Annotated in this window: 24 protein-coding genes; 14 read left to right on the top strand and 10 right to left on the bottom strand. The window is 59.5% G+C overall.

The genetic code is table 11. The features are described from left to right. Positions 1-35 precede the first annotated feature (35 nt). A complete protein-coding gene (locus J5276_RS18460) occupies positions 36-953 on the top strand; it encodes a YihY/virulence factor BrkB family protein (protein WP_013761775.1) in 918 nt (305 codons plus the stop codon). Here J5276_RS18460 and gluQRS read toward each other — a convergent pair. Beyond that, entirely contained in the window at positions 921-1,805 is an 885-nt protein-coding gene (gene gluQRS, locus J5276_RS18455) for a tRNA glutamyl-Q(34) synthetase GluQRS (protein WP_162632826.1), read from the bottom strand. The genes J5276_RS18460 and gluQRS overlap by 33 nt on opposite strands. 72 nt (positions 1,806-1,877) lie before the next feature. Between gluQRS and J5276_RS18450 the strand changes: the two genes are divergently transcribed. Continuing rightward, entirely contained in the window at positions 1,878-2,525 is a 648-nt protein-coding gene (locus tag J5276_RS18450) for a DNA-3-methyladenine glycosylase (RefSeq protein ID WP_174012043.1), read from the top strand. A gap of 15 nt (positions 2,526-2,540) precedes the next feature. On the opposite strand, the gene J5276_RS18445 is transcribed toward J5276_RS18450, so the two are convergent. Beyond that, positions 2,541-3,959, bottom strand: a complete 1,419-nt coding sequence (locus tag J5276_RS18445; RefSeq protein WP_065704413.1) for a short-chain fatty acyl-CoA regulator family protein — start codon at positions 3,957-3,959, stop codon at positions 2,541-2,543. 117 nt (positions 3,960-4,076) lie between these two features. On the opposite strand from J5276_RS18445, the gene J5276_RS18440 reads away from it, so the two are divergent. The 7 genes from J5276_RS18440 to J5276_RS18410 all read left to right on the top strand — a co-directional run bounded on the left by J5276_RS18440 (position 4,077) and on the right by J5276_RS18410 (position 13,585). Next, positions 4,077-5,609: an acyl-CoA carboxylase subunit beta gene (locus J5276_RS18440; protein ID WP_035199610.1), complete on the top strand. Its 1,533-nt coding sequence runs from the start codon at positions 4,077-4,079 to the stop codon at positions 5,607-5,609. Positions 5,610-5,709: 100 nt separating this feature from the next. Further along, positions 5,710-6,606: a glutathione-dependent disulfide-bond oxidoreductase gene (gene yghU / locus J5276_RS18435; protein WP_003511310.1), complete on the top strand. Its 897-nt coding sequence runs from the start codon at positions 5,710-5,712 to the stop codon at positions 6,604-6,606. A 125-nt stretch (positions 6,607-6,731) separates the two neighbouring features. Then, complete coding sequence (locus tag J5276_RS18430) at positions 6,732-7,109, top strand: hypothetical protein (protein ID WP_013761770.1); 378 nt, start codon at positions 6,732-6,734, stop codon at positions 7,107-7,109. Positions 7,110-7,157: 48 nt separating this feature from the next. Then, on the top strand, positions 7,158-9,161 hold the full coding sequence (locus J5276_RS18425; protein ID WP_065704409.1) for an acetyl/propionyl/methylcrotonyl-CoA carboxylase subunit alpha: 2,004 nt from the start codon (positions 7,158-7,160) through the stop codon (positions 9,159-9,161). 118 nt (positions 9,162-9,279) lie between these two features. Beyond that, positions 9,280-11,421, top strand: a complete 2,142-nt coding sequence (gene scpA, locus J5276_RS18420; protein WP_065704407.1) for a methylmalonyl-CoA mutase — start codon at positions 9,280-9,282, stop codon at positions 11,419-11,421. A gap of 13 nt (positions 11,422-11,434) precedes the next feature. After that, a complete protein-coding gene (gene mce / locus J5276_RS18415) occupies positions 11,435-11,851 on the top strand; it encodes a methylmalonyl-CoA epimerase (RefSeq protein WP_003511303.1) in 417 nt (138 codons plus the stop codon). A gap of 189 nt (positions 11,852-12,040) precedes the next feature. Further along, on the top strand, positions 12,041-13,585 hold the full coding sequence (locus tag J5276_RS18410) for a glycerol-3-phosphate dehydrogenase (RefSeq protein WP_065704406.1): 1,545 nt from the start codon (positions 12,041-12,043) through the stop codon (positions 13,583-13,585). Positions 13,586-13,604: 19 nt separating this feature from the next. Here the strand turns inward: J5276_RS18410 and J5276_RS18405 are convergent, their stop codons facing one another. Beyond that, on the bottom strand, positions 13,605-14,837 hold the full coding sequence (locus J5276_RS18405) for an ROK family transcriptional regulator (RefSeq protein ID WP_065704405.1): 1,233 nt from the start codon (positions 14,835-14,837) through the stop codon (positions 13,605-13,607). 242 nt (positions 14,838-15,079) lie between these two features. On the opposite strand from J5276_RS18405, the gene xylF reads away from it, so the two are divergent. The 3 genes from xylF to J5276_RS18390 all read left to right on the top strand — a co-directional run bounded on the left by xylF (position 15,080) and on the right by J5276_RS18390 (position 18,315). Beyond that, positions 15,080-16,120 (top strand): D-xylose ABC transporter substrate-binding protein, encoded by a 1,041-nt coding sequence (gene xylF, locus J5276_RS18400; protein WP_003511300.1) that lies wholly within the window; start codon positions 15,080-15,082, stop codon positions 16,118-16,120. An 80-nt stretch (positions 16,121-16,200) separates the two neighbouring features. Next, entirely contained in the window at positions 16,201-17,514 is a 1,314-nt protein-coding gene (locus J5276_RS18395) for a sugar ABC transporter permease (protein ID WP_065662488.1), read from the top strand. Positions 17,515-17,532: 18 nt separating this feature from the next. Next, positions 17,533-18,315 carry an ATP-binding cassette domain-containing protein gene (locus J5276_RS18390; protein WP_003511297.1) on the top strand — a complete coding sequence of 261 codons (783 nt, stop codon included), beginning with the start codon at positions 17,533-17,535 and terminating at the stop codon, positions 18,313-18,315. Between the two features lie 200 nt (positions 18,316-18,515). Here the strand turns inward: J5276_RS18390 and J5276_RS18385 are convergent, their stop codons facing one another. The 7 genes from J5276_RS18385 to J5276_RS18355 all read right to left on the bottom strand — a co-directional run bounded on the left by J5276_RS18385 (position 18,516) and on the right by J5276_RS18355 (position 24,889). After that, positions 18,516-18,749 (bottom strand): hypothetical protein, encoded by a 234-nt coding sequence (locus J5276_RS18385; protein ID WP_013761765.1) that lies wholly within the window; start codon positions 18,747-18,749, stop codon positions 18,516-18,518. Between the two features lie 94 nt (positions 18,750-18,843). Further along, entirely contained in the window at positions 18,844-19,281 is a 438-nt protein-coding gene (locus J5276_RS18380) for a helix-turn-helix domain-containing protein (protein ID WP_025595440.1), read from the bottom strand. A gap of 69 nt (positions 19,282-19,350) precedes the next feature. Beyond that, positions 19,351-20,556, bottom strand: a complete 1,206-nt coding sequence (locus J5276_RS18375; protein WP_065704403.1) for a hypothetical protein — start codon at positions 20,554-20,556, stop codon at positions 19,351-19,353. Next, positions 20,553-21,266 carry a TfuA-like protein gene (locus J5276_RS18370; RefSeq protein WP_019564847.1) on the bottom strand — a complete coding sequence of 238 codons (714 nt, stop codon included), beginning with the start codon at positions 21,264-21,266 and terminating at the stop codon, positions 20,553-20,555. The genes J5276_RS18375 and J5276_RS18370 overlap by 4 nt, the downstream gene beginning before the upstream one ends. Then, on the bottom strand, positions 21,266-22,462 hold the full coding sequence (locus tag J5276_RS18365; protein WP_035202507.1) for a YcaO-like family protein: 1,197 nt from the start codon (positions 22,460-22,462) through the stop codon (positions 21,266-21,268). Before J5276_RS18365 ends, J5276_RS18370 begins: the two co-directional genes overlap by 1 nt. Before the next feature lie 37 nt (positions 22,463-22,499). Continuing rightward, positions 22,500-22,928: a hypothetical protein gene (locus tag J5276_RS18360; protein ID WP_003511290.1), complete on the bottom strand. Its 429-nt coding sequence runs from the start codon at positions 22,926-22,928 to the stop codon at positions 22,500-22,502. An 8-nt stretch (positions 22,929-22,936) separates the two neighbouring features. Beyond that, positions 22,937-24,889 (bottom strand): BTAD domain-containing putative transcriptional regulator, encoded by a 1,953-nt coding sequence (locus tag J5276_RS18355; protein ID WP_209159631.1) that lies wholly within the window; start codon positions 24,887-24,889, stop codon positions 22,937-22,939. Between the two features lie 173 nt (positions 24,890-25,062). Here J5276_RS18355 and J5276_RS18350 point away from each other — a divergent pair, with 173 nt between their 5' ends. Both J5276_RS18350 and J5276_RS18345 read left to right on the top strand, forming a co-directional pair. Then, positions 25,063-25,548 carry a hypothetical protein gene (locus J5276_RS18350; protein ID WP_065704399.1) on the top strand — a complete coding sequence of 162 codons (486 nt, stop codon included), beginning with the start codon at positions 25,063-25,065 and terminating at the stop codon, positions 25,546-25,548. A 188-nt stretch (positions 25,549-25,736) separates the two neighbouring features. Then, a complete protein-coding gene (locus J5276_RS18345) occupies positions 25,737-26,060 on the top strand; it encodes a hypothetical protein (protein WP_162632817.1) in 324 nt (107 codons plus the stop codon). The last annotated feature ends 23 nt before the right edge of the window (positions 26,061-26,083 follow it).

The following is a 26,083-nucleotide window of genomic DNA, read 5'->3' as shown; positions in this document are numbered from 1 at the left end:
AAGTTACAAATGAAATGCCGATGAATGGAGGCGACATGGTTGCCGCAGTGCGCCTGGCAGGCAAGGTTGCCTTCGATGCCTATTCTCATTTTGCCGAGGATGACGGCTGGGCGATGGCGAGCCACATGGCGCTTTCCATCCTGCTGGCGCTGTTCCCGTTCCTGATTTTCGGCACGGCTTTGGCCGGTTTTCTGGGGGCTGACCAGTTTTCCGAGACGGCGGTGCATCTGATTTTTGACACCTGGCCGGAAGCGATCGCAGGTCCGCTTGCTGCGCAGGTGCAGCAGGTCCTGACCATTCCGCGCGGCGGACTGCTGACGATTTCGGTGCTGGCGGCCGCATATTTTGCCTCCAACGGCGTCGAGGCGCTCAGAATCTCGCTCAACCGCGCCTATCGCGTCACGGAAACGCGCTGGTGGTACATCACCCGTCTTCTCAGTCTGCTTTATGTATTGATCGCAGTGGTAGTCTTTACCGGCATCAGTATCGTACTTGTTGCGGTGCCGGTCGCAACGTCCTTTGCCGAACAGCGGTTTCCCTGGCTGACGGATGCGCTGAACACGGTTTCCAGCCTCGGACTTTACGGCACCATCGTCGTTCTGACGGTCGGGCTGGTGGCGGCGCATCTGTGGCTTCCGGCCGGCAAACGCCGCATCTGGGATGTCTGGCCCGGCATTCTGCTGACAATGATCTTCTGGGTCATCGGCGCGGCGATCTTTGCCTATTACCTCTCCACCTTCGCCAATTATGCCGCCACCTACGCCGGTCTGGCCTCGGTGATGGTGGTTCTGGTGTTTCTTTACATGGTGGGTGTCATCTTCATGCTGGGTGCGGAAGTGAATGCCGCTCTGATGAAATACAAGGTCCGGCAGATCATCCGCCGCAATATCTCCGGCAACAGTGCGCGCCGCGAGCAGGTGCTAGAGGAGCCCGACAAGCCGGCGGATATCTGACGGCGTTTTTCCTTCCGCCCGAAGCGCTGAAAGGCCGGTGCTGCCTTCGCTTTTCGAGAGCTTGCGCCCATCAGCACCCAAAATCAGTCGGTGGTGGTGATAGGCGGGTGGCGGCAGGTCCAGCAATTGTTGCAGCAGCCGGTGAATGGCGGTTGCGTTAAACAGATCCATGCCGCGCACCACATGGGTGATGCCTTGCAGCGCGTCATCCAACACCACGGAAAGATGATAGCTCGAGGGGGCGTCGGAGCGCGACAGCACCACATCGCCCCACAGCGCCGGCAAAGCTTCGATTTCCCCGGTCTGCCCGTCGCCGCTCTCGCGCCAGAACAGCTTGCTGTGCAAGGTGCGGACCGCCTTTTCCATGTCGAGCCGCCAGGCGTGTTGCCTGCCTGATGCCAGAAGTTCGGCCCGTTCCGCCTGCGGCCTTTGCCGATCTATTGCGGGGTAAAGCGGCGCGCCGTCGGGATCGCGCGGCCAGAGCCTTCCCTCTGCCTCAAAGGCCCTGACAACGGCTTTCGTCTCACCCCGGCTTAAGAAGGCGGGATAGGCGAGGTCGGCCTCGACCAGCCTGTCGAGTGCTGTGCGATACTCATCGAAGTGCTCCGATTGCCGCCGCACCGGCTTTTCCCATTCCAGTCCCAGCCAGCCAAGATCATCATAGATCGCCTGCTCCAGCTCCGGAGTGCAGCGCGTCTGGTCGATATCTTCGATGCGCAGCAGAAAATGGCCACTGTTTTCCCGCATCATGTCGTGGTTCAGAAAAGCGGAAAGCGCATGGCCCAGATGCAGGGCGCCATTGGGGCTGGGCGCAAAACGATAAACCGGTTTTTGACGGACGGGCGAAGGCATGGTTTCTTCTGCCATGTTTTGAAGCGCCTCGCCACCCGGTGCCGGGCCAACGTGAATATGGGCTGTGCAGACATGAAAATCATCAGGGGCCTCGACGATATCAGCGAAGGTCTGGCGCATCTTGCCCGCCTCGATCCGGCTCTTAGCCTTATTATCGAAAAAGCCGGTCCGTTGGAGTTGCGTATTCACGAGCCCGGCTTTGCGGGCCTTGCCCATATCGTCGTGTCGCAGATGGTGTCGCGCGCCAGCGCCAACGCCATATGGGTCCGTATCCTTGCCGGCACGGGCGGGGCGGTGACGGCGGAAAACTATCTGGCGGTGCCGGAAGAATTGCGCGCCACATTCGGCCTTTCCCGGGCCAAGGCAACAACGCTGGAAGGGTTGGCGCACGCGGTTGCGGATGGCCGCATCGATCTTGATGCCGTCAGTCGCAAGGAAGCGGATGTGGCCCTTTATGAGCTGGTGGCGCTTCGCGGCATTGGTCCGTGGACGGCGGAAGTATATCTGATGTTCTGCGGCGGCCACCCCGACATTTTTCCGGTTGGCGATGTGGCGCTGCGGGCTGCGGTGGGCCACGCGCTTTCGCTCGAGGCACGGCCGGATGCGAAATGGTTGGCGGCGCGGGCGGAACTCTGGACGCCCTGGCGCTCCGTCGCCGCCCGGCTGTTCTGGGGCTACTATGCAAATATCATGCGGCGCGCGATGGTGCCGCTACCCTGATATGGCCGCGCGGCGCTAGAAGTCTGCGATCCGGTAGGGCAAGGCCCCACGTGAGAGATGATCGACATGTAGTTTGCGTTTTAGCGGCGGTACGGCGCGCTGCACGCAGTCGACCCTTTCGCAAACCCGGCAGGAAACGCCGATGGGCTTGAAGGAGGCGGCATTGGCGAGATCGAGTGTATCGGCATAGACGAAATTCTGCGCATGGGAAATTTCGCAGCCGAGCGCGATGGCATAGCGTGGCCTGTCCGTGTTGAAACCGGCGCCGGCTTTTTCGATCTGTGTGGCGATGGAAAGATAGCGCACGCCGTCAGGTGTTTCCGCCAGCTGGCGTACTATCCTGTCGGAGCTTTCGAAGGCCTGATGAATGTTCCAGAGCGGACAGGCCGCGCCGAAACGGGCAAATTGCAGCCTTGTGGCGCTGTGGCGTTTGGTGATGTTGCCAGCCCGGTCGATCTTGGCGAAAAAGATCGGTACGCCTTTCTGACCAGGGCGTTGCAAAGTGCTGAGCCTGTGGGCCACCTGTTCAAGGCTCGCGCCGAAGCGCACGGCCAGAAGTTCCAGATCGTGGCGCAATTCCTGCGCGGCCCGGTGAAATTGCCCATATGGCAGGATCAGCGCGGCGGCGAAATAGTTGTGAAGGCCGATGCGACAGATTTCCGCGGCTTCGGCGCTACGGAAACCGGCGCCGGCCAGCACTCTGTCCACGGTTGCTCCCGCATGAAGCTGGGCGATCTGAAGCGCAAGCTGAAAACAGCGGGTCGGTACTGCCATGTAGGAACTGAGCGCCAGCGTTTTGCCGGCCGGATCGAAATGCCGGATCAATCCGCCCGCCGCCTCCGTTCTGGTGATATGGACACCGAAGCGGCTGCGTAGATGGGCCGCGAGAATGCCGTAGGTCTCGCCGCCCTCTATCTCCAGTTCGTATGCAAGTTCTTCCGCCAGAAGATCGATCTCGGCAACGTAATTGTCGACGAAGTGGAAGAAATCGCGGACCTCTTCGTAAGGTGTTCTTTCCACCTGCGCGGTTCCCCGCCCCAGCCTGTCATCCAGCTGCACCAGCTGCTCGCTATTTTGCCGGTAGGCCTGGTGGGCGCGCAAAAGCGCATGGGCAAAACCCGGTGCGTTCTGCGCAATCAGCTTCAGCTCCTGCAGCCCGGGCTCGTAATTCAGGAACAGCGGGTCTTTCAGGGCCTCGCGCACAGCGGAAACCAGCCGGTCGTTTTCGCCGGTTGCCAGCTCCGTCACGTCGAGCTGGAATTTTTCCACCAGCGTCACCAGAACGCTGGCGGAAACGGGTCGCTGATTGTTTTCGATCTGGTTCAGATAACTGGCCGAAATGCCGAGCCGTTCGGCAAACTGTGCCTGCGTGGCGCGGGCGTTTTCGCGAAGGCCGCGGACCTTGCGGCCGATGAAGAGCTTTTCCATAGCCATGTTGCAACTTTGCAAAAGTAAATATTGCAAATATTTATGCCACGCATACGCGCACGATCAAGGCTTCTAGGCGAATGTTTTCTAAGCTATTGATTTGAGGAAACGCATGGAGGAAACATGCCCAGCATTCTGGAGCAATTGCAGACGCGCCGCGACGAAGCGCGGCTCGGCGGCGGCGTCAAGCGCATTGAGGCGCAGCATGCCAAGGGCAAGCTGACGGCGCGCGAGCGCATCGATGTGTTGCTGGATGAAGGTTCCTTCGAAGAGTACGACATGTACGTTACCCACCGGGCGGTGGATTTCGGCATGGCCGAACAGAAGGTGGCGGGCGATGGCGTCGTTACCGGCTGGGGCACCATCAACGGCCGGCAGGTCTATGTTTTCAGCCAGGATTTTACCGTGCTCGGCGGTTCGCTGTCGGAAACCCATGCCCAGAAAATCTGCAAGATCATGGATATGGCCGTGCGCAACGGCGCGCCCGTGATTGGCCTCAACGACAGTGGCGGCGCGCGCATTCAGGAAGGTGTTGCTTCGCTCGGCGGTTATGCCGACGTTTTCAAGCGCAACGTCATCGCCTCCGGTGTCGTGCCTCAAATCTCTGTCATCATGGGGCCGTGTGCCGGTGGTGCCGTTTATTCGCCTGCCATGACCGACTTCATCTTCATGGTGCGCGATACCTCCTACATGTTCGTAACCGGGCCGGATGTGGTGAAGACCGTGACCAACGAGATCGTCACGGCGGAAGAGCTGGGCGGCGCCTCCACACACACCAAAAAATCCTCCGTTGCCGATGGCGCCTATGAAAACGACATCGAGACACTTGAGCATGTGCGCCTGCTTTTCGATTTCCTGCCGCTGAATAATCGGGAAAAACCGCCAGTCCGGCCTTTTCATGACGATCCCGCACGGTTGGAAGCGCGCCTCGATACGCTGATCCCCGACAGTTCCAACAAGCCATACGATATGAAGGAACTGATCCATGCGCTCGCCGACGAGGGCGATTTCTTCGAGTTGCAGGAGGCGTTTGCCAGAAACATCATCACCGGTTTCATGCGTCTGGAAGGCCAGACGGTAGGCGTCGTCGCAAACCAGCCGATGGTGCTGGCCGGGTGTCTGGATATTGACAGCTCACGCAAGGCCGCCCGCTTCGTGCGCTTCTGCGATGCCTTCAACATTCCCCTGCTGACACTGGTGGATGTGCCCGGTTTCCTGCCGGGAACGGCGCAGGAATATGGCGGCGTCATCAAGCACGGCGCGAAACTGCTGTTTGCCTATTCTGAGGCGACGGTTCCGATGGTGACGCTAATTACCCGCAAGGCCTATGGTGGCGCTTATGACGTGATGGCCTCGAAACATATCGGCGCTGATGTGAACTATGCCTGGCCGACTGCGGAAATCGCTGTCATGGGCGCAAAAGGGGCCGCGGAAATCCTCTATCGCTCGGAGCTTTCCGATCCGGACAAGATCGCCGCGCGCACAAGGGAATATGAGGAGCGTTTCGCCAATCCCTTCGTGGCGGCAGAGCGTGGTTTCATCGATGAGGTCATCATGCCGCATTCCTCGCGCCGCCGCATCGCCCGTGCCTTTGCTTCGCTGCGGGGCAAGAACGTCGAAACCCGCTGGAAAAAGCACGATACCATTCCGCTCTGACCTGCTCTGGGGCTGGAAAAATACTTTGGCCACCTTACTATAATGATGTTCAGGCGCCCGACCTTCGGTGCCCTCCCGAAACGCACAAGGACTGATTTTTATGGCCGAGAACTCCTCCGCAGATAATTTTCCCGCCGGATATGAAGTGCCCAAGGTCTGGACCTGGGACAAGGGTAATGGCGGCCAGTTCGCCAATATCAATCGCCCGATCGCCGGTCCCACCCATGACAAGGAATTGCCGGTCGGCAAACATCCGTTGCAGCTTTATTCGCTGGCAACGCCGAATGGCCAGAAGGTCTCGATCATGCTGGAAGAATTGCTGGCCGCTGGCCACAAGGGCGCCGAATATGATGCCTGGCTGATCAAGATCGGCGAAGGCGACCAGTTCGGCTCCGGTTTTGTCGGCGTCAATCCGAACTCCAAGATCCCGGCGCTGATGGATCATTCGACGCCCGAGCCGACCCGGGTTTTCGAGAGCGGCTCGATCCTCGTCTATCTCGCGGAAAAATTCGGCGCTTTCCTGCCGAAAGAGGGCAATGCCCGCACGCAGGCGCTGAACTGGCTGTTCTGGCAGATGGGTTCCGCCCCCTTCCTCGGCGGCGGTTTCGGCCATTTCTACGCCTACGCCCCGATCAAGATCAAATATGCTATCGACCGTTACGCCATGGAGGTTAAACGCCAGCTTGACGTGCTTGACCGTCATCTGGCCGACAACCGTTATCTGGCGGGCTCGGAATATACGATTGCCGACATGGCCGTCTGGCCCTGGTATGGCAAGATAGCGCTCGGCCAAGCTTATGGCGATGCCGGTGCTTTCCTTGAAGCGGCCGGTTATAAGAACCTTATGCGCTGGACGCTTGAAATTGGCGAACGCCCTGCGGTCAAGCGCGGCGTGATCGTCAACAAAACCTCGGGCGATCCGTCCGAACAATTGCATGAACGCCACGATGCCTCCGACTTCGAGCAGAAGACGCAGGACAAAATCGGCAAGGCATAACGAAAAGACTAGAGCGCTTCTGGTTTTAATAGGACCATGAAAGCGCTCTAATTATTTGAATTTACGCATATCCGGACGTAAAAGCGGACCTGCTTTTAATGGAAATGCTTCTGGAAGGACAAAAGATGGCGAACCTGCCCGAAATGACCAAACACAAGGGATTTCCCTCCGGCATGCCGAGCACGGGCATCCAGTTCACCATCCGCCGCGCCAATCCAAAAGGGGTAACGCCCATCAAGATGATACCCCGAAGGGCGCGGGACGATTCCAAGGAACACCGCATCGATGCGGCCTTCCTGCACTCGCTCTGGCACCATTTTGGTCCCGAGCCGTTCGAGCGTGGTAATCTCGACGCGGCCCGCCTCAGCCTGCTGTTCGGCCGCGAGGTCTTGCCGGCGGAAAAGAATTTCGATCCGCTTTCCTACCAGGCGATGCTTGTCATCGACGAGCGCGTCGCCCGGCAGAATTTCCCGGAATCCTTCGAGAACTTTTTCGAGATTTGAGGACGGCATACGGCATTTGTCGTGAGGGGAAGAGGGGAGAATAACCGCGTGATCAAGAAAATCCTCATCGCCAATCGCGGCGAGATCGCCTGCCGGGTCATCAAGACGGCGAAGAAGATGGGCATTGCGACGGTTGCCGTCTATTCGGATGCTGATGCCAATGCTTTGCATGTAAAGATGGCGGATGAGGCCGTTCATATCGGTCCGGCGCCCTCGTCGCAGTCCTATATCGTCATCGATAAAATCCTTGCTGCGATCGAGAAGACCGGGGCTGATGCGGTGCATCCCGGCTATGGCTTCCTGTCGGAGAACGCTGCCTTTGCCGAGGCGCTGGAGAAGGCGGGTGTGATCTTCATCGGCCCGCCGGTCGGCGCTATCCAGGCCATGGGCGACAAGATCACCTCCAAGAAGCTCGCGGCGGAAGCCGGTGTTTCCACCGTGCCCGGCCATATGGGGCTGATTGGGGATGCAGATGAGGCGGTGAGGATCGCCTCCGAGATCGGTTATCCCGTGATGATCAAGGCCTCGGCCGGCGGCGGCGGAAAGGGCATGCGCATCGCCTTTAACGATGCGGAGGCGCGCGAGGGTTTCCAGTCGTCAAAAAACGAGGCGAAATCTTCCTTTGGGGACGACCGCATCTTCATCGAGAAATTCGTCACCCAGCCGCGCCATATCGAAATTCAGGTGCTGGGCGATCAACACGGCAATATTCTTTACCTTGGCGAGCGAGAGTGCTCGATCCAGCGCCGCAACCAGAAGGTCATTGAGGAAGCGCCATCGCCCTTTCTTGATGAGGCAACGCGCAAGGCCATGGGCGAGCAGGCCGTGGCTCTGTCGAGAGCAGTTGGTTACCATTCGGCCGGAACGGTGGAATTCATCGTTGATGGCGAGCGCAATTTCTACTTTCTGGAAATGAATACGCGCCTGCAGGTGGAACATCCGGTAACGGAACTCGTCACAGGCATTGATCTGGTCGAGCAGATGATCCGCGTGGCATCAGGCGAAAAGCTGTCCTTCGGGCAGACCGATATAAGGTTGAACGGCTGGGCAATCGAAAGCCGGCTTTATGCTGAAGACCCGTATCGTAATTTCTTGCCCTCCATCGGCCGGTTGACACGGTATCGCCCGCCGCAAGAGGGCGAGCAGGAAAACGGCACCGTGATCCGCAACGATACCGGCGTCTTCGAAGGCGGTGAAATCTCGATGTATTACGATCCGATGATCGCCAAGCTTTGTAGCTGGGCAAAGGATCGTGAAACCGCCATCGATGCCATGGGGCAGGCGCTGGATCGTTTCGAAGTGGAGGGCATCGGCCACAATCTGCCGTTCCTCTCGGCTGTCATGCAGCACGAGCGTTTTCGGGCCGGCCGTCTGACGACGGGTTTTATCGCCGAGGAATTTCCGGAGGGCTTTTCCGGGGTCGAGCCCGATGAGGCCTCCGCGCGCAAGCTCGCAGCCATCGCCACCGTTATCCACCAGCGGCTTCAAAACCGTGCGGTCGAAATTTCCGGTACCATTGGCAATCATCGTCGCATTGTCGGTCAGGACTGGGTGGTTTCGCTTGGTCAATCCCGTCGAAGCGTCAGCGTGGAAACCGGTGCTGAAGGCATGGCAATCCGTTTTGAGGATGGTGCTGCGCTGACGGTCGCTACCGGCTGGCTTCCCGGCCGCAGCCTTGGCCTGTTCACGGTGGCGGGCGAGGTGATCGCCGCCAAGGTCGATCTTGCCGGTGCGGCGGTTCGTCTGCGCTGGCGCGGCATGGATGTTCTCGCCCATGTGCGCAGCCCGCGCGTGGCGGAACTGGCGCTGCTGATGCCGGAAAAGCTGCCGCCCGATACGTCGAAACTGTTGCTCTGCCCGATGCCGGGCGTCATCACCGGGATCTCGGTTGGCGAGGGGGACGAGGTGGAAGCCGGTCAGGCGCTGGCGACGGTGGAGGCAATGAAGATGGAGAACATCCTGCGTGCGGAAAAACGCGGCCGGGTCGCCAAAGTGTCGGCAAAGCCGGGCGATAGCCTCGCCGTGGATGAGGTTATCATCGAATTTGAATAGGGCTTGATACCGTTTTTGAGGAACGGATGAGGGGCGGAGCGGGTTACGGGGTAGGCTGGATTTCGGTCACGATCACCAGTCACAGTACTGAAAATGAAATGCAGAAGGGGAGATATGCATGTCGGGTGAAAAAACGGTGCGGGATTGGCTGCAGCTTGCCGAAAAGGAGCTGAAGCGTTCACCGGATGCACTCGTCTGGCATACGCCCGAAGGCATTGACGTCAAACCGCTTTACACGGCCGATGACCTGAAAAAGGCTTCACATCTCGATGGCCTGCCGGGCTTTGCACCCTTCACGCGCGGCCCGCGCGCCACCATGTATGCCGGGCGGCCATGGACGATCCGCCAATATGCCGGGTTTTCGACTGCCGAAGCTTCCAACGCCTTTTACCGCAAGGCGCTCGCCGCCGGCCAACAGGGTGTTTCGGTCGCCTTCGATCTTGCCACTCATCGCGGATATGACAGCGACCACTCGCGCGTTGAAGGCGATGTCGGTAAGGCAGGCGTAGCGATCGACAGCGTCGAGGACATGAAAATCCTGTTCGATGGCATACCGCTCGAAAAGGTCTCCGTCTCCATGACCATGAATGGGGCCGTCATTCCGGTGCTCGCCAATTTCATCGTTGCGGGGGAAGAGCAGGGTGTCTCGCGTGCCGCACTTTCCGGCACCATCCAGAACGACATTCTCAAGGAGTTCATGGTCCGCAACACCTATATCTACCCGCCCGAGCCTTCGATGCGTATCATTGCTGATATCATTGAATATACGGCGAAGGAGATGCCGAAATTCAACTCCATTTCGATATCCGGCTATCACATGCAGGAGGCAGGTGCCACGCTGGTGCAGGAGCTTGCCTTCACGCTGGCGGATGGGCGGGAATATGTGCGGGCCGCCCTTGCCAAGGGACTGAATGTCGATGATTTCGCCGGCCGCCTGTCGTTCTTTTTTGCCATCGGCATGAATTTCTTCATGGAGGCCGCAAAGCTGCGCGCCGCCCGCTTCCTCTGGTCGCGCATCATGGAAGAGTTCAAGCCGCAAAAGGCGTCGTCGCTCATGCTGCGCACCCATTGCCAGACATCCGGTGTGTCTCTTCAGGAACAGGACCCTTACAATAACATTGTCCGCACCGCTTTCGAGGCCATGTCCGCCGTGCTGGGCGGCACACAATCGCTGCACACCAATTCCTTTGATGAAGCCATTGCCCTCCCGACAGAATTTTCCGCCCGCATCGCCCGCAACACCCAGCTTATTCTCCAGCATGAAACCGGCGTCACCAAGGTCGTCGATCCGCTGGCCGGTTCCTACTACGTCGAAAGCCTGACGGATGAACTGGCGCAAAAAGCCTGGGCGCTGATTGAGGAGGTGGAGGCGCTTGGTGGCATGACCAAAGCGGTGGCCGAAGGCCTGCCCAAGCGATTGATCGAGGAGGCGGCCACGCGTCGGCAGGCGGCCGTGGACAAGGGCGAGGAAGTCATCGTCGGCGTCAACCGCTACCGTCTGGAAACCGAGGAGGATATCGACGTTCTCGATATCGACAACGCCGCCGTACGCGCCGCGCAAATCCGCCGCCTTGAGGACACCAAACGTCGCCGCGACGGCGGGGACCTCTCGAAGGCGCTGGCGGCGTTGTCTGAAATTGCCCGCAGCGGCAAGGGTAATATTCTCGAGGCGGCAGTCGTCGCCGCCCGCGCCCGCGCTACCGTCGGCGAGATTTCCGATGCGCTGCGTGCCGTCTTCGGCGATTACGTTGCCGTGCCGGAAGTGGTGGAGGATATTTACGGAGAAGCCTACAAGGACGAGCCGGAGCTTGCCACGCTCGCTACGCGGCTTTCCGGCGTGGCAGAACGGCTCGGCGTCAAACCGCGCATCATGGTCGCAAAGCTCGGGCAGGACGGGCATGATCGCGGCGCGAAGGTTATCGCGTCGGCCTTTGGTGATATCGGTTTCGATGTGCTGGCCGGGCCGCTGTTCCAGACGCCTGCCGAGGCAGCCGATCTTGCGGTTCAGAACAAGGTGCATGTGGTCGGCATGTCGTCGCTTGCCGCAGGCCACAAGACGCTCGCACCGCAGCTTGTGGAGGCGCTCAAGCAGAAGGGTGCCCAGGACATCATCGTCGTCGTCGGCGGCGTCATCCCACGCCAGGATTACCAGTTCCTGCTGGACCACGGCGTTTCGGCGATTTTCGGACCCGGCACCAATGTCATGGATGCGGCCAACAAGGTTCTCGATCTGCTCGAAGGCATCCGGCGCAACGCGTGAGAGGAATACGGCCATGTTCGGAAGATTGAACCACGTCGCCCTTGCCGTGCCCGATCTTAATGCCGCGGTTTCGCGATACAGGGCGCTTGGCGCTCAAGTTTCCGAGCCGCAATCCCTGCCCGAACACGGCGTGACAGTGGTTTTCGTTCAGGCTGACAATACCAAGATCGAACTTCTTCATCCGCTTGGAGAGAACTCCCCGATTACCGCCTTCCTCGAAAGAAATCCGGGTGGCGGCACGCATCATCTGTGCTTTGAGGTGCCGGATATTCTGGCCGTGCGAGACGATCTCGTCCAAAAAGGCATCCGCATTTTAGGTGATGGCGAGCCGAAGATCGGCGCGCATGGCAATCCCGTTCTCTTCCTGCATCCAAAGGATATGGGCGGCGTGCTTTACGAGCTTGAGCAGGTCACTCCGACACACGTCTGAAACACAGACCCCGTACCGACATCCCGAAACACGCTGGCGACGTGATTCACCGGCGGCAGTTGCCGTTCGCTTGTGCTGAAAACATGGGTTTCGTTTGTTTTCTTTTGACATTCGTTTTGTTTTCGTTTTTATGACGATAATCTTTCAACGTAGGGGAAAATGGTCCCCGGCGCTGTTTTGGGAGGCCCTATGTCCGGCGAAAACATATTCGATCTTTTTGTCATCGGCGGTGGCGTTAATGGTTGCGGCATTGCCCGCGATGCCGTGGGTAGGGGCTATTCCGTGGCGCTTGCGGAAAAGGGCGATTTTGCCTCCGGTACGTCTTCGGCAGCCACCAAGCTCATTCATGGCGGCCTGCGCTATCTCGAACATTATGAGTTTCGTCTGGTGCGCGAAGCCTTGATGGAGCGTGAAATTCTGTGGTCCATGGCCCCGCACGTCATCTGGCCCATGCGCTTCGTCCTGCCGCTCCAGAAAGGCGGCGTGCGTCCGGCATGGATGGTCCGGCTTGGCCTCTTTCTTTACGACAACCTCGGCGGCCGCAAGCTTTTGCCGCCGACGCGCACGGTCGATCTTCGGCAGGACCCGGCAGGCAAACCTCTGAAGCCGGTCTTTGCCAAGGCTTTCGAATATTCCGACGGCTGGGTGGACGATGCCCGTTTCGTAGTTCTGAATGCGCGTGACGCGGCGGATCGCGGTGCGACGATCATGAACCGCACGCGGGTCGTTTCCGCACGGCGCGAAGGCGGCGTGTGGCTTATCGAGACGCTGGACGAAAAGACCGGCCGTTCAGCCACGCACAGAGCGCGCATGCTGGTGAATGCCGCTGGCCCGTGGGTGGATAACGTGCTGTCCGGCGTGTTCGGCCGCAACGATGTGCACAATGTTCGTCTCGTGCAGGGCAGCCACATCATCGTGCGCAGGAAGTTTTCCGATCCGCGCGCCTATTTCTTCCAGAACCCGGACAACCGCATCATCTTCGCCATTCCCTATGAGCAAGATTTTACGCTGATCGGCACCACGGACCGCGACTATAAGGGCGATCCGGCCAAGGTGCGCATCTCTGAGGAAGAGATTTCCTATCTCTGCAATGCCGCCAGCGAATATTTCAGCGAGCCGGTGAAGCCGGATGATATCGTCTGGACCTATTCCGGCGTGCGCCCGCTTTTCGATGATGGCGCTTCAAAGGCGCAGGAAGCCACACGCGACTATGTGCTGAAGGTTGAAGAGGCAGAGGGCGAAGCGCCGCTACTCAATATCTTCGGCGGCAAGCTGACCACCTACCGGCGGCTGGCGGAACATGCTCTGGAAAAGATCGGCGCAGCCATCGGAGAAAAGGGCAAGCCCTGGACGGCGGGATCGTATCTGCCGGGCGGTGACTTCGGGGTGGAGAGATATGACGCCCAGGTGAGGGCGCTTGTCTCCCGTTACCCATTCCTTGATGGACGCCATGCCGAGCGGCTCATCAGAAACTACGGCACGAAGGCTGCGGAACTGCTCGGTGTCGCCACCGATGTTTCCGGCCTCGGTCGGCATTTCGGCGGCACACTTTACGAATGCGAAGTGCGCTGGCTGGTGGAACACGAATGGGCCTTTGCAGCAGAGGATATTCTCTGGCGGCGCACTAAACAGGGCCTGCGGTTGAGCAGGGACGAGGCTGCCGCTCTGGATGAATTCGTTTCCACGCTGACTGGTGTCAAGGAAAAGGGCGAAGCCGTGACGGAGCAGGCCTGAGCTTTTACGAGTTGTCCCGTCAGTTCCCCGAGTTCCTTGCCGCTCTTTCAGGGCCATCGGCGCTCAATATATAGTCGTCGGCGGCGGACAGAGCGTGTTCCATATGCCCTTCGAACACCAGTTCCGGTTCGTTGGGCGCGATGCCGATTTTTGGCATTCCGCCGAAGCGGACCGACTGCGATTGCGCAAGGCCATCGTGAAGGCCGATTTCCAGAAGATCGAAATAGCGTGTGCCGGGGCCAGTGATGAAGACCGGCATATGGCCGTGCAGGCTGAACAGACGTGAAAGGCCGTTGCCGAGTGCAAGCCCGGCTGTGCGGAAGGCAAGCCGCGCCATGCGCCCGCCGGCGCGGGCGGAAGCGGCGATCTTGTCCACTTCGGCAATCGGCACGAATTTTGCCGGTTCCGCCTGCGGCGGGGCCTCGAATGCCGAACGCAGGATTGCATAAAACCCTGAATAGGCCTCGATACAGCCTCTGGTGCCGCAGCGGCAAAGGGCGCCATCGGCCAGATGCAGCATATGTCCGAAATTGGGAGCGCTAACCTCTATCCCTCCACCCGCGGCGCGGGCAATGCCGAGGCCAATGCTGTGGCCGAGCGATAGGGTGACAAGTGCCTCCGGTTTCGGGCCGTCCTTTGCCTGCTCCTGCATCCAGATGGCTTTTGCGGCCAGCAGCGTTTCGTTGTTCAGCGTCACGCGGATGCGGCCGTCCTGAGAAATGAGCTGCTGGAAATCTATCTTTTCGGTGCCGAGCACCGGCGACCAGACGAGCACCGCCGCTGCCGCGTCCACAAGCCCCTTGCTGCTGATCGACACCTGGAGAATGTCGTGCCGGTCGATGCGCGAACGGTCCGCAAGCCGTGCAAGGCCGGAGAGGATCGAGTCGCCGAACGACCCTTTTTCAGCCGTGATCCTCTGCTCGGTGAAGCGGTCCACCAGCTTGCCGGCATAGTCGACCAACGAATATTGCACGCTGTCGGACGAAATGATGACGATGGCGACGTGGCAGAAAGCACCATCAGGCCCAAAGAGGATGCGCGGCCGCCCGCGCCCGGCGGCGGCTAGCTGCTCTTTGCGCAGGATTAGGCCGGCCCGCTCGAGTTCCATGGTGATTGCGGAAACGGTGGCGGAGGCAAGCCCGGTGAAGGAGGACATGTCCGTATGGGATAGGCTGCCATGAAGGCGCAGCGCTGCCATCACCGACAGGCTGTTTTTCTGGCGCACCAGTTCCGTGCTTGCAATGGCGGACATGGGCTGGGGTATGCTCCCTGAACGGCTTTTTTCCTGTCGTGCTTATCCCCTCTGATGGCGCACGCCACGAGCAAGATCAAGGCACCCGGATGCTGCCCGCAGCCGTTGTTGACAGCATGGGGAATCTCTGACATTAATTTTCTCGACTGTCGAGAAAATTGTGAAATCACAGAGCCCGACAGCTTTTTCCGGGCGTTTTCCCTGCATGGAGGTGCAGGCTTCGCCCTTACCGGGAGGACATCATGAATTCGTTTGCCAAGCTTTTGGCGGGTACAGCTGTACTCGTTTCCCTGCACACCGCAGCCATTGCTGCTGATCTCGTCGTTGGCGTTTCCTGGTCCAATTTCCAGGAAGAGCGCTGGAAGACGGATGAGGCGGCAATCAAGGCAGCTCTCGACAAGGCCGGTGCGAAGTATATTTCCGCCGATGCGCAGTCGTCCGCCGCAAAACAGCTGACTGACGTGGAATCGCTGATTTCCCAGGGCGCCAATGCGTTGATCATTCTTGCGCAGGACAGCGACGCGATTGGCCCGGCCGTTGAAAAGGCCGTCGCTGAAGGTATTCCGGTGGTGGGTTACGACCGCCTGATCGAAAACAAGAACGCCTTCTACATCACTTTCGACAACAAGGAAGTCGGTCGCCTTCAGGCCGCCGAAGTCTTCAAGGTCAAGCCGGAAGGCAACTACGTCTTCATCAAGGGTTCGTCTTCCGATCCGAATGCGGACTTTCTTTTTGCCGGACAGCAGGAAGTTCTGAAGGCCGCTGTCGACGCGGGCAAGATCAAGAATGTCGGCGAAGCCTATACCGATGGCTGGAAGCCGGAAAATGCCCAGAAGAACATGGAGCAGTTCCTGACCAAGAATAACAACAAGGTCGATGCGGTCGTCGCCTCGAACGACGGAACGGCCGGTGGCGCAATTGCCGCTCTTGCCGCGCAGGGCCTCGCAGGTTCTGTTCCTGTATCCGGTCAGGATGCGGACTTCGCCGCGCTCAACCGCGTAGCGCTCGGCACGCAGACGGTATCTGTCTGGAAGGATAGCCGCGAACTCGGCAAGGAAGCTGCCGGCATCGCGCTGGAACTTGCGGGCGGCAAGAAGATGACGGAAATCAAGGGCGTTGCCGCTTTTGATGGCGGTCCGAAAAAAGTGACGATGCAGTCAGTCTTCCTCAAGCCCATCGCCATTACCAAGGACAATCTGAACGTCGTCATCGACGCCGGCTGGATCAAGAAGGAAACGGCCTGCCAGGGTGTAAAGGCCGGATCCGTCAAGGCCTGCAACTGAGACCGCTAGGTTGATGTTTGGGCGCCGCGCCACTGATACGTGGCGCGGCGCCTTTCAGATGTAAGGAGGACCGGCAGTCCATGGCCGACATGACACAATCCAATTCCACAGCGTCCCCCAAGACGGAAAAGACGGGCTCGATTTCGCGTTTCATCAGTGCCACGGAGCTTGATACCCGGCTGCTCGGCATGGTCGGCGCGCTTCTTCTGATCTGGATCGGTTTCCATATTCTTTCGGGCGGGCTGTTCCTGACGCCGAGAAACCTCTGGAACCTCTCCGTCCAGACCGCTTCTGTCGCGGTGATGGCGACAGGCATGGTGCTTGTCATCGTTACCCGCAACATCGATCTGTCGGTCGGGTCGATCCTCGGTTTTTCCGGCATGATCATGGGTGTCATGCAGGCGGAAATCCTGCCGCAGCTCCTCGGCTTTGAACATTGGGCGACATGGATCGTCACGCTTCTGGTCGGCATTTTCGTCGGCGGAGCGATCGGCATGCTGCAGGGCTCGATCATCGCCTTCCTGAACGTGCCGTCCTTCATCGTCACGCTTGGCGGTCTGCTGGTCTGGCGCGGTGGCACATGGTTCGTCACCAGCGGCCGCACCGTGGCGCCGATGGATTCCACCTTCCGCCTGATGGGTGGCGGCACCAGCGGCTCGATCGGCGCGACATGGAGCTGGATCGCAGCCATTGCCGCCTGCGTCGCCATTGTCGCGGCAATCCTGAATTCCCGCCACCAGCGTCGCCGTTTCGGTTTTCCGCTGCGGCCCGTCTGGGCGGAATATTTCCTGGTGGCACTTGGCTGCGTCGTCGTCGTCGGTTTCGTAGCTGTCGTCAACAGCTATCCCTGGCCGGTCAACATTGCCCGCAACTATGCCGATGCCAATGGCATTACCTGGCCGGATGGTGGTCTGTTCATTCCGCACGGCATTGCCATTCCGGTGCTGATGGCGCTTGCCGTCGGTGCTGTCATGACCTTCATCGCGACGCGGCTGCGCTTCGGACGCTATGTGTTCGCAATCGGCGGCAACCCGGAGGCGGCGGAACTCGCCGGCATCAAGACCCGCTGGGTCACGGTCAAGATATTCACGCTGATGGGCGTTCTATGCGCCATCGCTGCGGCAATCTCGACTGCCCGCCTCAACGCGGCCACCAATGCCCAGGGTGAACTGGATGAACTTTATACGATCGCGGCGGCGGTCATCGGCGGCACGTCGCTCGCCGGCGGCGTCGGCACCATAGCGGGCGCGATGCTCGGCGCGCTCGTCATGCAATCGCTGCAATCCGGCATGGTGCTTGTGGGCATCGATACGCCCTTTCAGCGCATCGTCGTCGGTGTGGTTCTGGTCGTCGCCGTCTGGCTCGACACCATCTACCGCGCCCGCGCCAAGTAAGAACCGAGGAGAACCCCAATGACGGAACAAGTCACGCCCCTCGTGGAAATGCGCAATATTTCCATTTCCTTCGGTGGTATCCATGCGGTGGAAAACGCCTCTGTCGATCTTTTCCCAGGTGAGGTTGTGGCCCTTCTTGGCCACAACGGCGCCGGCAAATCGACGCTCATCAAGATATTGTCCGGTGCATACCGGCGGGATGGGGGCGACATCCTCATCAACGGCGAGGATGCGGATATCCGCAATCCCCGCGACGCCAAGAAATACGGCATCGAAACCATCTACCAGACGCTGGCGGTGGCGGATAATGTCGATGCGGCGGCCAATCTTTATCTCGGCCGCGAGCTGAAGACGAAATGGGGAACATTGGATGATGTCGCCATGGAAGCTTCGGCCCGCGAGGTCATGGGGCGTCTCAACCCCAATTTCCGGCGGTTCAAGGAGCCGGTGAAGGCGCTTTCCGGTGGCCAGCGGCAGTCCGTGGCAATCGCCCGCGCCATTCTGTTCGATGCCCGCATCCTCATCATGGACGAACCGACGGCAGCACTCGGGCCGCAGGAAACGGCACAGGTCGGCGATCTCGTCAAGGAACTGAAACGGCAGGGCATCGGCATCTTCCTCATCAGCCACGATATCCATGACGTCTTCGATCTCGCCGACCGGGTGTTCGTCATGAAAAACGGCAAGGTGGTCGGCCATGCCCGCACGGAAGATGTGACGAAGGACGAGGTCCTCGGCATGATTATTCTGGGCAAGGTGCCGCCGGGTGCTGTGGCGGGTCCGGGCGCGGTCGTTGCCTGACGACAGAATTCTGTCGTCTTTACTTCCACTACAAATCGAGGCCCGGTAAAAACCGGGCCTCGACAAATGCTGGGAACAAAAGTTCTTGGAGTTGACTAAAAAATATATGCGTCCGGTGTGTTTCAGCCCAGCCGGAACCGCAGACGAAAAATGTCTGCGGCTCTGCGCAATTGCAGACGCGGTCGTTAAAAAGCGGTGTTTTAATGGAGTTCGGCGTGTGCGAAACCGCTGCCGTTCATTTCTGCGCCAGCCGGTAGCGAGCCATGCTGATTGATGTCCTGGGCCAGCGACAGCAATGCCATTTCCAGGAAATAGGTCGACATCCCCAGTTCCAGAGATTTGGAGCGCTGGCAAAGATAGGAAACCATCCGCCCGAGCGCCAGAATCTCGTCTGCATTGTCCTGTTCAAGTATTGCTGCGGTAGACGCCACCATGATTCCCTCTCGACAGTCGACAGTATGAAAACGCGTTGATCCCGCGTTGTTCATTTTCGACCACATCGAGCGTCACGCGAGCGTCACACCTGCGTCAATCGTCGCTCTTGTTTTCCGGCGCGCCGTTATTTTCCGCCGCTTCGGTAGCCGCAAGCGATGTCACGAGGGCAACGATGCTCTTGCGCACGGTTGCGCTCTTGATTCGGGCAAAGGCCTGATTGAGCGAAAATCCTTCATTCGACGCAACGAAAGACTGCATGGCATTGATCGTGCCAAGGGCGGGATTGGCGTTTCCGACATCCGGCGTCGCATTGGCGAACAAAGAGCTGACATCGACGCCGAGAACCGATGCAATGGCTTGCAAACGGGACGCGCCGACGCGATTGGCACCCTTTTCGTATTTCTGGACCTGCTGGAAGGTAATGCCCAACCGGCCCGCCAGCGCGCTTTGACTCATGCCGAGCGACTTGCGGCGCATTCGGATTTGTGTACCCACATGCACATCGATCGGGCTGGGTAGTTTGGCCTGCATCATGAACTCCTCCAGTTGTGAGGTTCTTAAATTGGATATTTATCAATTAATATTGTTGAAGGTAGACATTCAACACAATTTCCACGGGTATTGTGAGGTGTTACTGATAAAGTAAGGCTGTTTTCCGTCGGTATGCTGTGCTGGTTGACGGTTTATCACCTTTGTTGCACATCGCAATGCCCCGTTTCTGCTGGCAAAATGGCTCCAGCCGGCCACGCCGATGGCGTGAAAGCCCAGTCTTTCCCAAATTTTCCTGTTCTCTCGGTCGAAACCGTCGAGCGTTTCCGCATCACCGAAATGGGGAACCCAGACGAATGGCTTCTCTTGGTCGGAGCGCACGATATTTTCAACAAGCACGTTGTTATAAAGCCGAGGCAGGCATTTGTTGGTGTCGATGGTGGGTAAAACCGGAATGGGATTTCGCAGGATTGCGAAGCCCTGCTGTGCCAGCAATAGAACGGAGGCATCCAGTTTACGTTTCAAATCCATCGCATTACGGGCGTTGCATTCATGGGCCACCGGATCGGCAACCAGCAATAGCGGGTGGCCATCGCGTCTTAGACCTGTGACCGAAACGAACTGGTCGACGTGGAAACCGCATTGGTGGATTTTTCCGAAGGTGATCGCCGGAGGCGACGTGTTTGCCGAGGTAAGAGCGATTGAGGCCGAGGCATTGCCGAGGTCTTCCGGCCGATATCCGAAACTGCCCAGGGTTCTGTAGTCGAGTGCCTGAACCCGCTGCCATTGTTGCGGCCGTTCGGTTGCCGCATTGTTTGCCATACCCCTGTCGTCCTGCAGGCTGGAATGGCCCACCAATCGAAAGTCCGGCCCGACCAGCTGGTTACCGCCCGGCAAAGTGACATGCGAAGCGTTGGCGGCAAGCCCGAGACGATTGGCGAGCTCGCCAGTGACGGCGCTTTCCGATGCACAAAGCAGTTCGGTTGCGATCCCATCAGCAGTCCGAACGTGGAACACGTCCTGTATCCACGGGTGCGAAACGCTGCTGGTTGCATCGAGCGGTAACAGTTCTGCGGTGCAGGTGGCTGCCAGCCTGCTGAGCCAGCTTTCAGCGGAGGCGAGACAGGGGCCATCGATAAGAACAAGGGCCGTGACGTCGGAAGGCAGAGCCGAAAGCAGGTTTCCGATCGGGATGAGCGGAGAGACGCCCCCTTCAGCCCTGTCACCCGCAAAAAACGCGGCGGGCAAGGCAAGCGCGATTGTCCGGATCAGTCCTCCGCAGTCGGGCAGCAGAGACGGGTGCGGGGCAGCGGTCAAGACGCTTTTTCTCCCGCCGTCTGCCGCGTGGCCAATTGCTGGAAAAATACCGTGTTCTGTAATTTCCACGATTGCGGCGGCGGGGATGGCAATTCTCCGCTGCCAAGCAGGCCTAAAAGCCGGGCCGCATCGTTGCGTTTGGCGGAAACCGCGTTTCCGGCCAGAAAATTTGCGGTCTCGAGGTTGAGGTTTGCCTCAGTTGCCATTGCACGCCATGTCCTGCGGTTAAAATGCAGCTTGCGGGCGGCGTTCAGCAAGGCGTCGTGTTCCTCTGGGGCGATAGCGGCGCGACACGCTTCGAGCGTCGCTTCGGCATCGACAAGCGCGATTGTAAGCGGGCGGTAGTCGAGTTCGCCGGGCGCGTGGCTGACTGCCACATCGGCGTCGGAAAAACGCAGCCCGTCCCGATAGGCTTCAAAGATTTCGCCGATGCCGATCATGCCGAAGGCCGCGCATTCCGCCGCTCTTAGCGCGCCCATGCTGGCGGCACCGAGAACAGTGACGCCGCCTGACAGCGCGAACAGGATTTCCTTGTGCCACACGGCGGCGCAGTCACCGTAGAGGCCGTCGATCAGCCCGATTGTCCGGGCACCCTGCTTTACCGCGTCGAAAATGTCGCCGCAGGCAGCCGGGCCACGAAGATCGAGGCCGGAAATCTGCGCGGGTGCGATGCCGTGGATGGACGGGCCTGCAAAAACCACCGGCTTCATCAAAGGCCTCCGAGGTTCAGGAACCGGTCGAGCGTGCGCTGGGATATACGTTGAAGGCCACCACCGGCAGGGGTGAGGCCGCTTGCCAGAACCCGGACGACATGCAGACCGGATACGCCCGTTTCCAGCGCAAAGACATAGATGTCGTCGATCCCGGCGGCGAAAAGATGCTCTGCAAGCTGACGCCACGGCGGTAGAGCCGGATCGCTATTCGCAAAATCGAGACTGGCCGGGATCCGGTCCATTGGCCACACCTCGGATGCCGCCGGTCCCGCCGCAAACATATCCCGCTGGTAGCGCAAAGGAGAGAGATCGTCCCTCGCGCCGCTGATGTCAGTCAGTCGCGACTGGATCGCCTCCAGCAGCGCGGCAATTGCCGCGTCATAGGTGCCAAACCGGCACGCTGCGCCGGCAGCGCTGCGGGTGGCAAGTCCGTCCTGCGCGTGGATTGACCGTGGCAGGCTCGCCATGACTACAGGCACGCCGAGCGTATTGGTGAGATCAAAGAAGCGGGGCGGCAGTCCGATATGTGAAAGGTGTTGAACAAGAGCATCGAAGGATGTGTCGACACCCATCGGCAACACGACCGGTTCCGGCGCGATATTGCGGGTTTCGAAGGTATCGACGAGAAAGCAGGCGTCGTTTTCGATGAGTTCGAGCAAGGCGTGCAGAACCGCGTGGTCATGGTCGAAACCCGCCGCAAGACCTTGCGAACTCATGAGAAAGGCCTGCCGGTCCCAGGGGAAATCCGCGCGAAAATCCATGCCCACCAGCTCATAGGGGGCAAAAACCTCCAGCTGCTGGCGTATGGATGTTCCCTTCACCCAGGCGCGTTCGTTTCGCAGATCAAGAGTGTCCGGGTCGACCCGGCCGATCGTTTCGAAAGGAACGAGAGGGGCGCCCTTGTCCCGCATCTCACGAATGGAGCCGAAAGTGGTGATATGTTTGCGGGTGTCTTCGGCGACGGCACCTTCGATCGCTTCCATGATCGCGGAAAGCCGTGCCTGCTCCGCGACAAGCCCCTTGCCCTGGGAGACCGACAGTCCGCGTGAATTGGGCCGCGTCGCGAACCAGACGGGTATGCCGATAATATCGAGACCGGTCACGTCTCCGACGCGGGTAATCCCGAACCGCCGAAGCAGTTCGGGATCGAAGAACGAAGCGTCCGGATGCCCTAAAGCCGCTGTCGCTGGAATATGTGCGCCGTCAGCGGTCAAGGCTGCGGGGGCGCAATCAAGGCGCCGCGTTGGTGTCGTCGGCAAGGATGGCGTCGAACAGTTCGCCGGTGACGGAACCCGCCGGACCAACAGCCTTCAGGGCCGATTCGATCGGCGCCTGCACCATGCGGTTGAAATCCCAGCCGGCGTCGATCACTTCGCCGACAAAGGCGAAATCGGCCTCGGAAACGACAGCGCCGCCGGCGACGAGGGCTTCGATGCCCTGGATCTGGACCTGATCCAGCTCGTTTTCGGGCTGGCCGTCCTGACGAACGAGCATGGATTTTGCTGCCGCAGCAACGCGCGCGTAACCGTCCACACCGGGATGGCTGGCTTCATAGGCGGCAATCGTCTCATGCGAGACGGACGCAACCCTGAGCGGCGCCGTGCGAATGAAGAGAACGCCGAAACCCTTTTTTCCGACAATAAAGAAGTGCGAGGACATAATAACTCCTATTTGATCCCAGCTAATCGAAGTGCGTTATAGAATTTTTCATTCGCTACCGGGTCTCGGTCTGGGGACAGGCTGCTGATTTCCCTCGCCGTCATACCCGGATAGTTTTCCTGAAGCCTGCTGCCGGTTTCCCGGGCAGCGTCCAAATCACCGTGGAGCGCGTGGCTCGCGGTCAAGACGCGCAATGCCGGCTCGTCATTTTCCATGCGCGCGCACAGTTCTACTGCCGCGCCGTAATCCTCACGCTTGAACGCGATGCTGGCGCCCGCCCACCAGTAGATGTCGGGTGCGAGCGGATTGAGGTCGATGGCTTGCTGAAACTTTTCCCATGCGGTTTCGGCATCGCCGAAATGGGCGAGCGCATCGGCATGCTGGAGCAAAAGGTCGGCGGAGTTGGGCACAAGCGCCTCCGCTTCGAAGAACCTTTCGGCGGATATGTCGAAATCCCGCTGGTAGAGCGCCACGACGGCGCACATCCAGTGGCCGACGCCAAGAGCGGGATCGATTTCGACGGAGGCGTCTGCCTCCGCCTTGGCGCGGTGCAGCAGGTGGGGGTCGTTGCCGCCCAGCATCAGCCATTCCAGCTGCAGGCTCTGCGCCACGCGGGCGCGGGCAACCGCCATGCTGTTATCCAGATCGACCGCCTTGCGGAACATCGAGCGTGCTCTTCGAAGAAGCGGCAGGTCGCACTTGCCGCGCAGAAGCTGCTGGCCCTCCAGCAATTGCCGGTAGGCCTCGCCGCTGTGGTTGCGGTCTGGTTCCACCTGAAGCCGCTCGATCTCGCGGGCAAGCCCCGCGGCCACCTGTTTGGACAGCAGTCGAAAAGCGGCGTGAATATGCCGCGCGGTCAGCACAACCTCCAGCGACCAGACGATTTCTCCGGTCGCTTCCTCGATCAGCGCTACCGACATGCGGGCATCGTCGAAAACCGTGGAGACGATGCGGTAATCCGCCCGCAACATTGCATAACTGTCGTCGGTCCGGTCGTGTGTCGCTACAAAGGTGCTGTGCGTCGAAAGAACGGTGAAGGTCCGGTATCGAACGAGACTATTGGCGACATCCTCGACAAAGGCACTCATCACCGGCGATACCGCAAGCCCGTCCACCCGCACCGGACGGCTGAAGGCGACGCGTGGTTTTGCCATCGGTTTTCGGCGGCTACCCTCATCCGGTTCGGCGGGGGATACTATCGTCGAGGCCAGACTTTGTATCCGCCGTCGAAGCGCCACTGTCTCGGCCTCCGGAGGTCGGTCCTCCTGGCGGAGCTGTTCCATCAGAAGCTGGAAAATTCCCTCGCAGGCGCTGGTGTTTCCCACCCGCGCATAGGCCGCCATGGCGGCGCGGTAGGTTTCCTCGCGCTCCGGCTCGATCTTCAGCGCGCATTCGGCAAGCGATGCGATGTTGTTCGAACTGGCGCGGCCGAACCGCGTCAACTCCTCCAGAAGCGGTGTATAGCTTGAAAAGAACAGGTCCTTGAGACGGCGTCGCTCAGACAGCAGCCAGAGATAAAGGTGGTCCTGCCCAGCCTCCAGCCCCTCCAGCAGATCGCCGCCGAATTCGAGCAGGGCTTGCAGCCTCTGCATCGGGTCTTCTGCTCTCGCGCCGGCAAGAAAGATCGCAAGGTCGGTCCGCTGCGCCAGCTTTCCGGCCTTCAGGTCGTTCCCTTCTGTCAGAAGGATGGCATCGTCATCGCTCGACAGCTTCTGGAGGCGCAGGATCAGCTGCCGCAAATTGCCCAGTGCCCTTTTTTGCTCGACGTTTTCCCATAACAGCGATGCGGCCTGCTGGCGGGAAAGGGACTGATTGGGAGCAAGGATCAGGGCGGCAGTGAGGGCAAAGCCCTTGGACGGGAAAAACGCTTGCCGCACCGCATCGCAGCGCGGGGTGCCAAAAAGCCGGATCGGTATCAGTTCAGCGCTCCCAGCCAATTTCGTTCCCTCATGAATCACCATCTAACAATGTGTCCGGGAAATTGAAAGTCATCATTGGCGTTCCATTTGACGCTGGTGTGACGCCGCTTGCCTATTGTCGTGAATAGAGGCGCGGGCGACGGGCGGAAAACAGCAATCATGCATCAGGCAGGCATCGGGAATTTTCGAAATTGATAGCGTTTAACGGAAGCTACATGGCGTTCGAGCCGCGTACTGAACCTTACCAGCGTGCCGACGACGTCGGTTATGCGGTGTGTGAGTTCATGTGGTTCAAAGGGCGCCCGTTCTATCCGGTCTCGGCGCTGGCCCATGCGAAGGTTGCCCATGCCAGACTGTCGGCATGCGACGACGAAGATGAGGACAATCTCGATATTATTTTCCGCATGCCATTTGCAGCCGGCGGGCATTTTTTCGAGATCGTGCTGCGCTCCAACGAAGGCACTTCTTACGGTGGCTGGCTGTGGGGAGAAGAGCTGGAAATACTGAACGAGGTCGTCAACGGCTATCGCGTTCTGGCGGGGAAGTTCGAAGACAGGCGGATCCGGTTTGAATATTCCAAGCGGTCTCATCGCTACCGGACAGCCGAACCGCTGCCGGTCGAGAAATCCGTCTTCCTGATCCAGCGAGAGGTAAGGCCTTACGCGGGAAGGCACGATTTGCCGGGAAGCCCGGCACGTTAATGGCGGGGCTGATGCCGATGCGTTTCCGGGGGAGCGCAAGAGCGTGGGGCGAGAAGGGGTTCAACTGGCGCGGCGCGTATTGCGCGCATCGCAAATATGCCCGGTAAAGCCAAGGCTTTGTCGGGAGCAGCAGGTGAATTTTTTTATTTTTATTGTGTGGAAGATTTGTGATGCCCAATGGAGGTAACATGCGTAACAGGCGGGTGTCATCACAGCTATTAGCGGTGAGTTGCGCCTCGGGTGACGACGTGCTTTCCCTTGACGGGAGCGCCAACGACGACCCGCGTCCATCAGTTGCGAACGACAGGCTTTATGTCGTGGGCGAGCCGGTTTCCAGGAAGGTGCTGAGATCTCGCCCGCCGGAGAACCGGGTTGAGGAAGAGGCTTTTCGCGTGGCGGAAATCAGCAATACCGTCATCGATGTCGATATCAGGCTTGCAAAATGGGCCTGGGCCGTGCTGGTGATCGGGCATTGCTGGCTGATCTATTTCATGGTGACCAATCTCGGCTGAGGCCTCCCCCGGGACATGCGCTC

It is taken from the genome of Agrobacterium sp. S7/73, assembly GCF_019355535.1.
GTDB lineage: Bacteria > Pseudomonadota > Alphaproteobacteria > Rhizobiales > Rhizobiaceae > Agrobacterium > Agrobacterium tumefaciens.
Note: the sequence above shows the minus strand (reverse complement) of the source record. Positions and strands in the feature narration are given on the sequence as shown.